Origin of the sequence: Rheinheimera sp. 4Y26 (assembly GCF_025245835.1) — a bacterium.
Classification (GTDB): Bacteria; Pseudomonadota; Gammaproteobacteria; order Enterobacterales; family Alteromonadaceae; genus Pararheinheimera.
This window is the reverse complement of the sequence record NZ_JAOBWS010000003.1, coordinates 276,782-289,124: the sequence shown is the minus strand read 5'-3', so window position 1 is coordinate 289,124 and position 12,343 is coordinate 276,782. Positions and strand designations below refer to the sequence as shown.

The window sequence follows — 12,343 nt, the reverse complement described above, 5'->3', positions numbered from 1 at the left end:
AAGCTAATTTGATTTCTTTTTTATTTGTATGCTGTTTTGCTTACCTAAGCGAGTGCAGTTGCAGATCCGGCTACGCCTTTACTGTGGTAGCATAAGGCTTTGTTTGTATCCAAAGAGCCAGCCGATGAGTATTGCCAACCGGGCCTCTGAAATTACCTTACCCCCGATTAATCCGGGTTGTGCCAACCTGCTGGAATTTTTATGCCTGCAGTTTCCGCGTATTTCCCCCGACATTTGGCAACAGCGTTTTGCGCAAGGAAAAATTCACTGGTTTGGTGGTGAGGTGGTCAAAGCCGACACTGCTTTTAGTCCAAGCCGGCGCTTATGTTATTACCGGGAAGTCACAGCAGAGCCGAAAATTCCTTTTCGTGAAACGCTGGTCTATCAGGACGAGCATATTCTGGTGGCCTGTAAACCACATTTTTTGCCTGTGACTCCGGGTGGCGATTATGTGAACGAATGTCTGCTGGAAAGGTTAAAACAACAACATCAACTGCCGGATTTAGTTGCGGTGCACCGGCTTGACCGTGAAACCGCTGGTTTAGTGTTGTTTAGTAAAAAACCAGCAAGCAGAGCTGCTTATTATCAGCTGTTTGCCAGCGGACAAATTCAGAAAAGTTATCTGGCAGTGGCGGCTTTGCCAAAAAGCCAGTCAGTGGAAGGGAGGTCGCAGCTAACGCCAGGGCAAGAGTGGCTGATAGAAAACCGCTTGGACAAATCTGAACCCAGGTTTTTAATGCAACAGGTCGCGGGGGAGGTGAATGCCCGTTCTCAGATCAGGTTATTGGATATGGATCAACAGCTTGGTTTATTTCAGCTAACCCCTTTCACCGGCAAAACCCATCAGCTGCGTGTGCATATGCTGGGCCTTGGTTTGCCGCTGTTATACGACAAATATTATCCGACCTTGTTGCCAAAACAGGCGCTGGATTTTAGTGAGCCGCTACAGCTGTTGGCCAAAAGCTTAAGTTTTACCGACCCCATCAGCGGCAAAATGCTGCAGTTTTGTTCAGAGCGGCAGCTGCAAAGCTGGCAGAAAACACCAGCAGCCGGCTTAAGCGGTTAAAGCTTTGGTGTTGTCTTAAAACCAATAAAAAAACGCTGCAATTGCAGCGTTTTTTAGCTGTAGTACCGAGTTTAGGCTCTGCATGCAAGTGTCGGCTAAAGCACCGCAGTTTGCGTTACCAATGCTTATTGCTGCCGGGGCAAAGTCACCAGCAATAAGCCTACAGTGGCGCTTGTGATCTCAACCTCAGTGCCGGCCGGTAAAGTATCGCTTGGGCAATCCGGGCTTAACTTCAGCTGCCAGCTCAGGCCACTAAATTGCACTGTGCTGCTGTGGCTTTTGCTGGCGTCAGCACTTAGGGTTAAGCGGTTGCCGACAAAATCAGAAATGGCCGGGTTTTCTGTTAGTTTTTCATTGCCTTGCTGCAGTTTCCGAAGCGGTTTCCACAGCAACAACGCCAGCAATAAAGTGCTGATGGCCAGGGCGGTCAACATGGCTGGCCAGGAGTCAGGTAAAATGCCCAGCGACAACAAAGTAGCCGCCAAAAAGCTGGCGATACCCAGTGACAACAACGCCTCTAAAATGCCGGGCACGGCAAAAGGCAAGAGAATCACACATAAAATACCCAGTAAAATCAGCCAGGTTGTAATAGATAACTCCATAGTTATTCCTTAACTGAGGCTGCCGGATTTTTGCATTGCCGCCACTACACTCAGCGCTTCTGCCACAGTATGGCCGGCGGCTGATTTATCGTTATCCATCAGCACCACGGTCGAAGCGCGGGCAATGGCTTTTTTCGCAGCTATGGCTTCAGTGGCTAAATCCAGTTGCACCGCAGCCTGACCTTCAGTGGTTGCTGCCGCTTCACCAATCATCGTCAGCGCCTTGGCACGGGCTGCGGCGACCAGTTCAATCGACAAAGCTTCACCTTCGGCTTTTAGTACCTGCTCGGCTTTGTCGGCTTCAGCTGCCAGTACTGTGGCCTGTTTTTCGCCTTCAGCCAGGTTAATGGCCGCCTGACGTTTACCTTCAGAATCCAGAATAGCAGCGCGTTTTTCCCGCTCGGCGCGCATTTGTTTTTCCATCGCATCCAGCACAGAAGCCGGTGGGCTGATGTCTTTTACTTCATAGCGCATTACCTGCACACCCCAAGCGGCAGAGGCCTGGTTAATGGCTTCAATAATTTTGGCGTTTAAGTTGTCACGCTCTTCAAAAGTTTTATCCAGATCCAGTTTACCCAGTTCAGAACGCATTGAAGTTTGTGCCAGTTGGATCACCGCATATTCATAATTATCAATACCATAAGATGCTTTGTATGGTTCCATCACTTTGATATAAAGCACACCATCTATGGTCAGACTGATGTTGTCTTTGGTAATGGCGGCCTGGCTTGGAATATCAATGGCACTTTCTTTCAGTGATACGCGATAAGCGATGCGGTCAATAAAGGGGATGATAAACTGCATCCCTGCGGTCATGGTGTCATGATATTTGCCTAAACGTTCCACGATAAAAGCCATATTTTGTGGCACAATCAGCACGGCTTTGCTGATCACTATCAACACAGCAATCACGGATAAAACAGGGACAAATAACTCCGGCATACAAACTCCTTTTAATGGGCAAAACTGCATTACAGCAGTCAATGTGCCACCGGGTTGAATATTTGTAAATGAAAAAGGACTGGCAAAGCCTGAGCAAAGGCTTGCAGCCCGGTCGGACAGATTCTGGCCAGGGTTTTGTTTTTACAGAGGTTTAAAGTGCAGATGTCTTCCGTTTTTTCTCCAGGGCTGCTGTTACAGTGGCTCGGCAGTCTGGTGTTAATTTTGTTATTAGTCTGGTCGGGTCTGGCACCCTACGATCGTATCACCTGGCTGATGGAAGTGCTGCCGGTGCTGATAGTGCTGCCGTTATTGTGGTGGAGTAAACACCGCTATCCGCTGACCAGCTTATTGTATTTTTTGATTTTCTGGCACTGTGTCGTGCTGATCGTCGGTGGTGCTTACACTTATGCCCGTGTGCCTTTGGGGTTTATGCTGCAGCAATGGCTGGAACTTGATCGCAACCCTTATGACAAAATTGGCCACTTTTTTCAGGGGCTGGTGCCTGCCATAGCGGCGCGGGAAGTTTTATGGCGGGGCGCTTATGTCCGTTCGGCCAGAATGCTGAATTTTCTGATCCTTTGTGTGGTGCTTGCCATCAGTGCCAGTTATGAGCTGATAGAGTGGGGCGCTGCTTTGGCCCTGGGTCAGGGCGCCGACGAGTTTTTAGGCACGCAGGGTGATATGTGGGATACCCAGTCTGATATGTTTCTGGCGTTGCTCGGCGCCATATCGGCTTTATTGCTGCTTGGCAAATTGCACCAGCGGCAACTCAATGCGCTCAGACCTGGGGCAGCCACAAGTTAATGAAATCATTTATAAAAAGCGGCATAGATTGGTATCGTCGCCATCTTCACATCGATAAAATTTCATTGCTGTTGTTGTGTCTGGTGGCGGCAGTGCTGTGTGCCAGCGAAAGCCTGTTGTTAGTGCGGCAATTTGATTTATTTGCCGCGCCGGGTTTTTTGCGCCCTCTGACTTTTGATGAACCCTTTGAACGTCTGCTGTTTGTGCTGCTCTCTGCTGTGGCCGACATTGCCCTTATTTTATTCGCCTTTAGCCTGTATTTGCTGTTGCTGCGTGGTAAAGCCAGCTTACGCAGCCATCTGATGTTTATGTTATTGCTGCTAACGGCGCTGCTCTGTACCGTGCTGCTGCGCACTGAGCTGGTGGATTATTTTGGCGGCAATATGGATTGGCAGGTGCTGCAGAATCTGGGCGGCGGCAGTGGCTGGCAGGCGATTCGCATGGTAGCGGGCGAGCTTGGCATTCATCTGCTATTGCTGCTGGCGCCGCTGTTATTGTTGGTGCTGTTGTTATGGCTGGTGTACCGCCGGCTCGAGCGCCACCGTCTGACCTTATTACCCCACAGGCGTGGCTGGTGGCTGCTCACATGCTGGTGTTTATTGCTGATGTTGCCGCAATTGCAATGGGTGGGCGCAAGGCAGCAATACCATGATGCACTTGAGAAAAAGGTTTCGCAGCAGCTGTTTGCTGCTGTCGCCACAGCCCTGACCGATGCCGATGGCGACGGTTACGGCTGGTTTTTACCTAAGGTTGATCAACATCCATTTGATGCCAAAAGATTTCCGGGTGCCATGGATATACCGGGCAATGGTATCGATGAAGATGACTTATTTGGTGATTTGCCAGCTTTGCCAAAACCAGAGGACCCACTGCCTGCGCTGGTAAAACAAGCCATCAGCGAGCAGCGCCGGCCACAACATCTGGTGTTGGTGGTGCTGGAAAGTGTCAGGGCGGATCAGCTGTTTGCCACTTTAAACGGCAAAGCCGTGATGCCAGAGTTGTCGGCTATTGCCAGACAAGGCAGTTTTAGTCAGCAGGTTTACAGCCATACCGGTTTTACCACCAGTTCACTCAAAGCTTTGTTTAACCGCAGTTTAAGCAGCAGACCTGTGGAAATGAGCCTGGTGCAGGCGCTTGGCAAACTGGGTTATCAGCAAAACTATATTTCGGGCCAGGCCGAAGATTTTGGTGATGTGGCCGCTACAGTAGGGATGAAACAGCCCGGACATTATTATTTTGACGCCAAAACCGCAATAGAAGACAGGGTGTACCCCTCAACCACCCTGGGGTCGCTGCGTCTCAGTGAAGACAGGGTAGTGCAGCAGGTTGCGCAGAGATTCAGCGAGCTCAACTGGCAACAGCCGCAGTTTGTGTACATTAATCTGCAGGCGGCGCATTACCCTTATGTGCATGGTCAGACAAAAAAGCTGCTCAGTGAGGTGCTGATAAGCCGCAGCCAAATAAATGAGCGCAATAAAAAATTGCTGGAACAAAGTTACGCCAATGCGGTAGCCAATGCCGATCTGGCGCTTGGGCAAATCCGGCAATTATTGGCGAAGCATCAGGTGCTGGATAACAGCTTATTGGTGGTGACGGCCGATCATGGCGAGTCGTTGTTTGATGATGGTTTTTTAGGACATGGCCATCAGCTCAATGACGCCCAGACCCGGATTTTTTATGTCAGCAATCAGCAACAACAATTGCCAGCGGTCTTTGGCCATGTGCAGATGGCTGAGCTGATGTTGCGCCAGGCGTTGTTGTTACCGCCAACAGTGGCAGAGCACGCAGCATATGCGCCTGCTGTGCTTCAGGTGGTGGGGCTTATCCGGGCGCCTTTACAAATTGCTGCAATCAGCAGCGAAAACAACAGACTGGTCTATGATTTTCGCGATAAATATTTTAGTGCTCAAAGTGAGAGTGGCGATAAGCGCCTGATGTTGTACCGCAAACAACAGCCCGAACTTACAGCGCCACAGCTGCAGGCCGCAGAGCAATTATTACAGCACTGGGGCTGGCTCAGGTATCAGCAATCTGATTTATATCACCGGCTCAAACAGGGTTAAACAACAGCAAAGCGCAAGCCTGACCGGTGCTGTAACGCTGCAGTAACGCCACAAACAACAACGGCAGCCTTTGCTGCCGTTTTTGCCGGGCGATAAATGTTAGTTAATAAGATCGGTTTAGTGGTGCAAATGCTTGTTGTGCCTGATAAAACTGTACCTGTAACCGGCCAAGTTCGGTGTGGAAATCTTCCAGTTCATCTCTGAGCCTGTCGGTGCGGTATAACAAAGAAGCCCGACGGTTTGGGTCATTTTCCATCGCAATTTGTTGATTGCTGCGATAAATCTCATCTTTATGCTGTTCTATCCGCATTTGGATGCTGTTAATGGCTGAGCCTAATTCGTCCACCTTCGATTTGGCCTGATACCAGCGCCGGCCTTGCTGATAACCACGGCGAAAATCGGCTTCAAGTTTACCGCTGCAGGCCGTGTTGTATTCAGCGCCACTGCGGCCACGGGCTTCACCGTGCGGGAAATCACAATAAAACACTAAACCCTGGCTATGACCTTGCTGATAGGCTTTAAAGTCGGGCGTGACACCATGTTCAGTACAGTCTTTTTGATAGTCGCGAAACTTACTGGCCAGAGTGCCGGCTTTGCCATCGTTAACGCCCAGGCTGTACCAGTCACCACGCAAACATTCATCTTTACTGATACTGCTGCAAGAGGCTAATAACAGCAGCAGACTAAAACCGGCGGCAAGCCGGCACAAGGTCTGGGTCAGGCTCATCTGATGTTCCATCATTTATCGAAAAGTGCTCTATGCTAATGTTTGCCGCTTTGGCTGCCAAGCAAATTTCCCTGAAAAAACCGCGGCTAAGCAATAAAGGCTCAGTCGATTCAGAATGTGACTGTTGCCTGTGTTGTCGCTGCAAGCTGTGCTGCATGCACCCGGGCCTGAGCCATAAGCCTTGTTGTCATGGATGTCAGGAGTGTTGTTGATGAAACGAATTGTGGCGCTTTTTCTGTCATTGCTTATCTGTCCTGCACTTGCAGCTCACTGGTTTCCGGTACCTGTGATAGCAGATGGTCAAAAACAACAATACAACCCTTTGCCCAAGGCCCAGCGGCAATGGCGCTTATGTGCCTTGTTGCCCCATGGCAAAGATCATTATTGGTGGGGCGTGGCTTGGGGTTTATCGGAAGAAGCGGCCAGACAAGGCGTGATGCTGGGTATTTATGAAGCCGGAGGTTACGAAAATGCCACCAAACAAATTGAACAACTCAGGTTATGCGAACAGAAAAAAGCCGACGCTTATATTATTGCGGCTATCTCTGCCAATGGGCTGGATGCGCAAATCCGGCAGCTCAGCGCCAGGGGAATTCCGGTGATAGACCTGATTAACGGCATCGACAGTGCCGGGGTCAGTAGTCATTCGTCGTTGTCTTTTGCCGGTATGTCGGCCGCCGCCGCCCAATATATTTTAAAGCCGCACGGCAACAAGCCATTAAAACTTGCCTGGTTTCCGGGGCCGGAAGGTGCAGCCTGGGTACGGGATGCTGAAACAGGGTTAACAAATACGCTACGGGGCAGCCAAACTCAGGTGTTGCATGCAGGTTATGGTCCAACAGACGCTTTTAGTCAGGCGGGTCTTGCCCGTAATTTTTTTGCTAAAAATCCTGATGTGGATGTGGTGCTGGCCAATGCAGTTGCCGCTAAAGTGGTGTCGCAGTTATTGCATCAGCAGTTATTGCATAAAGATCAGGCCGGCAAATCGCAGGGCGGTGCCAAACCTTTGCCAAAAATTGTGGCTTATTATGCCAATCCGGCTGTCATTGAGCTGTTACAACAAGGCCTGATAGCCGCAGCTGTCACCGACTCGCCGGTGATCCAGGCGCGGATTGCGGTTGACCTGGCAATAAGGCTGTTACAAAAAGAGCGGGTGCCAGCTTATGTGGCGCCACAAATTGAGGTCCTGCAAGCCGATAATCTGGCCTCTTACCCGATGGACAGGTTGTTACCGCCGGACGAGCAGTGGATCATTCGGCGCGAGCTGCTGGATTTGCCCGATACAAAGCCAGAGCTGCCGGAGAAACCACTTTAGCTGAAATCAGCTGAGTGGAAAAAATGCCGCCAGAGGCTGGTTTTATGCCGGGCTGGGCTGGTAAAGCATAGCTGGCTGTGGCGGGGCAATTCCACTATGCTAAAGCTATCTGTATGAGGTAAAGGTGTTTTTTGTGATGTTCAGCCTACCGCGCCTGCGCATTTCCCTGTTGTTATTGCTATTCTGGTTTGGGCTGGCAAGAGGTGCATCTGCTACAGAAACTGTGATCCGCACCCTGGGGCAGCAGTCGATTCAGGAAGCCAGCCATGCTTATTATCAGGATTTATTGCAGCTGGTGCTTAAACAAACCGAAGCTGAGTTTGGGCCAGCACGGGTGCAGGAGCTGATGCCACCCCGTCATGGCAATATGTTTTACATGCTGCACAAAGGTAATTTTATTGATTTACATCGTTTTGGCACCGATTTGCAGCTGGAAAAAAATTTGTTGCCTATCCGGGTGCCGCTGCTTGGTGGAGGTTTAGGCTGGCGCGGTTTTATGATCCGCAAAACCGATTTGGCCGGTTTTAAGCAGTTGAGCAGTTTTTCAGAGCTACAGCAGCTTACCGCCTGTCAGGGCAGCAACTGGCCGGATTCAACCATTATGGAGCATGCTGGCCTGAAGGTTTTACGGGTCGATGGTTATGATCAGATGTTGTCTTTGCTCAGTAAAAAACGTTGTGATTATTTCCCGCGTAGTGTGTTTGAAGGCCCGTCTGAAGTGGCACATTTTGCCAAAGAGTATCCGGATCTGATGTTCAGCACTGATGTGTTGCTGAAGTATCCCTACGCTATGTATTTTTTTGTCAAACAAAGCAATGAACCTCTGGCCAAACGGCTGCAAAAAGGCTTAACGGCACTGGCGATATCAGGTCAGTTGCAGGCTTTTATGCAACAACATCCGGTGAGCCGGCATGTATTTCCGCTCAGTCAGTACAGTCAGTCGCTGGTGTTTGAGCTGCCAAATCCGGTGTTACCGCCGGCCACACCTACCAGCATCAACGAATTCTGGTTGCAGTTACCAGCTTCCACCCGGGTGGAAAAAATTAAAATAAACGAAGCAATAAAGCCAGCGCAGCAGTTTTAAGCCGGGCTCTGATATAATCCGGCGATATTTTTTTGCATCGGAACCAGCATGACCCCCATTGAGCCTATTGCCGTCCCTACAGATCCAGCACTGAGTGAATTTATCGACCTGTTCCGCCAGGCTTTTACCGCCGGAGTGCTGGTACGGTTGTTATTGTCAAAATATCAGGGGCAGGATGCCGAGTTACAGCGGGTGCAAATCAGGCCGGTGCAGCTGAAAAATGAGTTGTTGTTGTCGTTTTTAGCGGAAAACCGCACCTTTGACACCACCAAAAATTATACCTTGCCTCAGGCTTGTGACCTGCTGACAGAGTGGATTGGCCGCGATTTTTATAATGTGTTGTTGGAAACCCAAAGTCAGGAAGTGCAGCTTGGTATCAGTAAAAAAGGCAAAGTGCTTCTGAATAAACGCAAAATTGCCCTCAGCAAAGCGCCGGCCATTTTGGCCCATAATAAAGAAAAACACCGTTTTGTTGAACAAAGCCGGCCTTATTTACAAGCGCTGGGTATTACCGACGCACAGGGCCAGCTTATTCCGTCCATGTCAAAAAAATGGAAGCAAATTAATAAGTTTATTGAGGTACTTTCCAAAGCCATCAGTCAAACCGGTCTGGCACAGCAGCAGGCTTTGCATGTAGCGGATTTTGGTTCGGGCAAAGCTTATTTAACTTTTGCCGTCTTTGATTATCTGACCAGCACCCTTGGCCTGAAAGCTCAGGTGACAGGGGTGGAGCTACGCCAGCCGTTAGTGGACTTATGCAATAACACAGCACGGGCACTTAAGCTTGATGGGCTGCAGTTTGAGCAGGGAGACGTCAAACATTTTAAAGCCCGTGGTATTAACGTGATGATAGCGCTGCATGCCTGCGATACCGCCACCGATTATGCAATTCATATGGGTATTCGCACCGGCGCAGAAATTATTATGTGTTCGCCTTGTTGTCATAAGGAGCTGCGGCCGCAGCTGTTAAGCCCGCCGGTATTATCTCCTTTGCTGGTGCATGGGATCCATGCCGGCCAGCAGGCGGAAATGCTGACTGATGGCCTGCGCGCTTTATTGCTCGAAGCCCATGGTTACGATACTCAGGTATTTGAATTTATTAGTCTGGAACATACCAGCAAAAATAAAATGATCCTGGCGCAAAAGCGAAAAAAACCAAAGGATAACAAAGCGATACTTGCCCAGATTGCTGAGCTGAAAGCTTTTTATGGCATCAAACAGCATTGCCTGGAAACCTTGCTTGCAAGCGCTGAACCGACCAGCTAAGGCGTTAAAATCAGCGACAATTGGCCTATTTTTCAGTGACTTCAGGAGCTTGATGTGTTTGCGGTAGATTTTAAGGTGCGGGATTACGAATGTGATATGCAAGGTATTGTGAACAATGCCGTGTATTTTAATTATCTGGAACATGCCCGCCATGAGTTTTTATTAAGTAAAGGCATTGATTTTGCGGCTCTTGCGCGCGATGGCATTAACCTGGTGGTGGTGCGCAGTGAAATGGATTACAAAGGCTCATTAACCAGCGGCGATTTATTTGCGGTGACAGTGCAATATCAACCAATTTCTAAAGTACGTTTTGGCTTTCGCCAGCAAGTCGTGCGCAGCCGCGACGGTGCTGTGCTGCTGGATGCGCTGGTGACAGGCACTGCGCTGAATCAACGTGGCCGGCCTTTTGTGCCTGAAGCACTGGCGCTGCTGGCCAACTGATAACTGCAGCCATCAGCTGCGGTTTAGCAGGGACTGCAGCTGCAGGCCTGCTGTTTTACGGAGCCTTTGGGTATAACTCTGGTTGTAAAAACGGGATCAAAGCCAGTATCAGGGCCTGTTGATAAACACTGCTGCGGCTGAGTCTGTGGCCTGTTAGCAGTGCAATAGCACCACCGGCCTGTTTGATATTGTCGGTGCCAAATAACTGGTCCATCACATCCCCAAGCTCCTGCCCCTGATGCAGCATTTGTAAGGCTGAGCGCGGTAACATCAGACTGGCCGAGCGTGCTTTGCCCAAAATGCCCTGATGTTCAATCAGCATCCAGGCAAAAGTAAATTCACCATCCAAACCCGCTTCGATACTGACATAAAAATCGGCCTGCACCTGCTGTTTCAGTGCGCTGATGCGGTTTTGCGCTCCCAATAAAGTTTCTTCGCTGCTCATTGGCTGCGCAGCTACGCCTGAAGGCACGGCAAAACCTTGCACCTCTAAGGTTTTATCCGGAAAAACTTCAGTAAAACATTGTTTTACTGCTTTAATTTTGGCCGGGTTGGCTGAAGCAACGGCAATGTGCCAGCTGATTTGCTGGCATGCTTCGCTGGAATAATTCTGACGCATCATGCTTCCCGCATAAAAAAGCTGTCATCATAGCGCCGAACCAGAGCTGTGCCTATAGCGCGGCGCGGTATCAGACCGCAGCCCGGACTTTCAGGCACAGAACTTCGACAGTTCAGTCACGGCATGCTGCACTTGTTCGTTACTGTTGCGAAAGCCAACAAAAACCTCGGCAGTGTCGTTGATCAGTGCATGGCCGCGGTCTGACTCAGTGCTGGCTTGTTGCATACTCTGCAGTGCTTTTTGGGTTAAGCCCAGATTGGTTTTTACTACAGCTTCAATCTCGACAGTCGACTGACCGGTGCTGGATGCCAGGTGCCGGACTTCATCGGCTACCACGGCAAAACCACGGCCATGTTCGCCAGCCCGCGCTGCTTCGATGGCGGCATTTAATGCCAACAAGTTGGTTTGATCCGCAATATGACGAATAGTGCTGACCATGGCATAAATGGCCTGCGATTGTTCTGCCAGCTGCTGCAGCAAAGTGGCAGCTTTATTTACTTCCAGATTCACCGCTCCGGAATTATCAACACTTTGTTTTAGCAGATGTTCACCCTGAGCAAAAAGCTCGGTGTTGTGTTGCTGGATTTGCTGAACTGTGGCTGTGGCATTCAGCACTGCCTGACGTTGCCGGATCAAGGCGGTGATATCACTGGCAAATTTAATCACTTTGACCACCCGCCGTTCTTCATCAAAGACCGGGTTATAAGTTGCTTCCACCCATATAGCCTCGCCCTGTGCATTTTTGCGCTCAAACTGGCCGGATTTAAACTGGCCCTGCTGCAGTTCCTGCCAGAAATCCGGTTGCTGGCGGTAAAATTCATCAAAACAAAACATCCGGTGATGTTGACCACAGATTTGTTCCAGGCTGTAACCTACAGTGGCGAGGAAATTCTGATTGGCATGCAGAATATGGCCGCATGGGCTGAATTCGATAATCGCCTGTGATTTATGCAGGGCAGCAATAATGGCCTGCTGTTCCATCAGTTGTCTGGTTTTGGCGCTGACGTCGGCAGCAAACTTAACGACTTTCACCACTTTGCCTTGTTCAATCACCGGAAAATAAGTGGCCTCCAGCCAGATTTTCTGACCGTTTTTGCAAAGGCGCATAAAAGTGTCAGCCTGGCTGTGACCCTGTGCCAGCTGTTGCCAGAACTGCTGGTATGTTTTGCTCTGTTGATGTTCCTTGTCACAAAACATACTGTGGTGGCGGCCACAAATTTCATCCCAGCGATAACCTACAGTATCCAGAAAAGCCCTGTTTGCATGCAAAATGGTGCCATCGGGCAAAAATTCAATCACAGCAATATTGCGTTCGATAGAGCTGATGTAATGTTGCACCGACTGCAGATCATGCTGGCTTTGTTGTAACGCAATTTTGAGTTTTTGATTAAACATAGGGTTTTCCTTGCTGCTG

The 12,343-nt window shown here is 49.7% G+C and carries 12 protein-coding genes; 7 read left to right on the top strand and 5 right to left on the bottom strand.

Annotation, left to right across the window (positions count from 1 at the left end; all coding sequences use genetic code 11):
- Positions 1-124: 124 nt before the first annotated feature.
- Complete coding sequence (locus N3Z11_RS06570) at positions 125-1,066, top strand: pseudouridine synthase (RefSeq protein ID WP_260656358.1); 942 nt, start codon at positions 125-127, stop codon at positions 1,064-1,066.
- A gap of 125 nt (positions 1,067-1,191) precedes the next feature.
- On the opposite strand, the gene N3Z11_RS06565 is transcribed toward N3Z11_RS06570, so the two are convergent.
- Together N3Z11_RS06565 and N3Z11_RS06560 are read right to left on the bottom strand one after the other, a co-directional pair.
- On the bottom strand, positions 1,192-1,668 hold the full coding sequence (locus tag N3Z11_RS06565) for an NfeD family protein (protein ID WP_260656357.1): 477 nt from the start codon (positions 1,666-1,668) through the stop codon (positions 1,192-1,194).
- 9 nt (positions 1,669-1,677) lie between these two features.
- Complete coding sequence (locus N3Z11_RS06560) at positions 1,678-2,610, bottom strand: SPFH domain-containing protein (RefSeq protein WP_260656356.1); 933 nt, start codon at positions 2,608-2,610, stop codon at positions 1,678-1,680.
- A 162-nt stretch (positions 2,611-2,772) separates the two neighbouring features.
- Between N3Z11_RS06560 and N3Z11_RS06555 the strand changes: the two genes are divergently transcribed.
- Both N3Z11_RS06555 and N3Z11_RS06550 read left to right on the top strand, forming a co-directional pair.
- Positions 2,773-3,414: a DUF2238 domain-containing protein gene (locus N3Z11_RS06555; protein ID WP_260656355.1), complete on the top strand. Its 642-nt coding sequence runs from the start codon at positions 2,773-2,775 to the stop codon at positions 3,412-3,414.
- Complete coding sequence (locus N3Z11_RS06550; protein WP_260656354.1) at positions 3,414-5,477, top strand: LTA synthase family protein; 2,064 nt, start codon at positions 3,414-3,416, stop codon at positions 5,475-5,477. Before N3Z11_RS06555 ends, N3Z11_RS06550 begins: the two co-directional genes overlap by 1 nt.
- Positions 5,478-5,580: 103 nt before the next feature.
- On the opposite strand, the gene N3Z11_RS06545 is transcribed toward N3Z11_RS06550, so the two are convergent.
- On the bottom strand, positions 5,581-6,204 hold the full coding sequence (locus tag N3Z11_RS06545) for a DUF2799 domain-containing protein (protein WP_260656353.1): 624 nt from the start codon (positions 6,202-6,204) through the stop codon (positions 5,581-5,583).
- Positions 6,205-6,415: 211 nt separating this feature from the next.
- Here N3Z11_RS06545 and torT point away from each other — a divergent pair, with 211 nt between their 5' ends.
- From torT to N3Z11_RS06525, 4 genes are all read left to right on the top strand, one after another.
- Positions 6,416-7,519 (top strand): TMAO reductase system periplasmic protein TorT, encoded by a 1,104-nt coding sequence (torT, locus tag N3Z11_RS06540; RefSeq protein WP_260656352.1) that lies wholly within the window; start codon positions 6,416-6,418, stop codon positions 7,517-7,519.
- Between the two features lie 133 nt (positions 7,520-7,652).
- Entirely contained in the window at positions 7,653-8,603 is a 951-nt protein-coding gene (locus N3Z11_RS06535) for a hypothetical protein (RefSeq protein ID WP_409566854.1), read from the top strand.
- 48 nt (positions 8,604-8,651) lie between these two features.
- On the top strand, positions 8,652-9,869 hold the full coding sequence (locus tag N3Z11_RS06530) for a class I SAM-dependent methyltransferase (RefSeq protein ID WP_260656351.1): 1,218 nt from the start codon (positions 8,652-8,654) through the stop codon (positions 9,867-9,869).
- A 54-nt stretch (positions 9,870-9,923) separates the two neighbouring features.
- Positions 9,924-10,310, top strand: coding sequence for a thioesterase family protein (locus N3Z11_RS06525; RefSeq protein ID WP_260656350.1), 387 nt, complete (start codon positions 9,924-9,926; stop codon positions 10,308-10,310).
- 55 nt (positions 10,311-10,365) lie between these two features.
- Here the strand turns inward: N3Z11_RS06525 and yjjX are convergent, their stop codons facing one another.
- Positions 10,366-10,929, bottom strand: coding sequence for an inosine/xanthosine triphosphatase (gene yjjX / locus N3Z11_RS06520; RefSeq protein ID WP_260656349.1), 564 nt, complete (start codon positions 10,927-10,929; stop codon positions 10,366-10,368).
- Between the two features lie 90 nt (positions 10,930-11,019).
- On the bottom strand, positions 11,020-12,324 hold the full coding sequence (locus tag N3Z11_RS18035; RefSeq protein ID WP_313771338.1) for a PAS domain-containing methyl-accepting chemotaxis protein: 1,305 nt from the start codon (positions 12,322-12,324) through the stop codon (positions 11,020-11,022).
- Between the last annotated feature and the right edge of the window lie 19 nt (positions 12,325-12,343).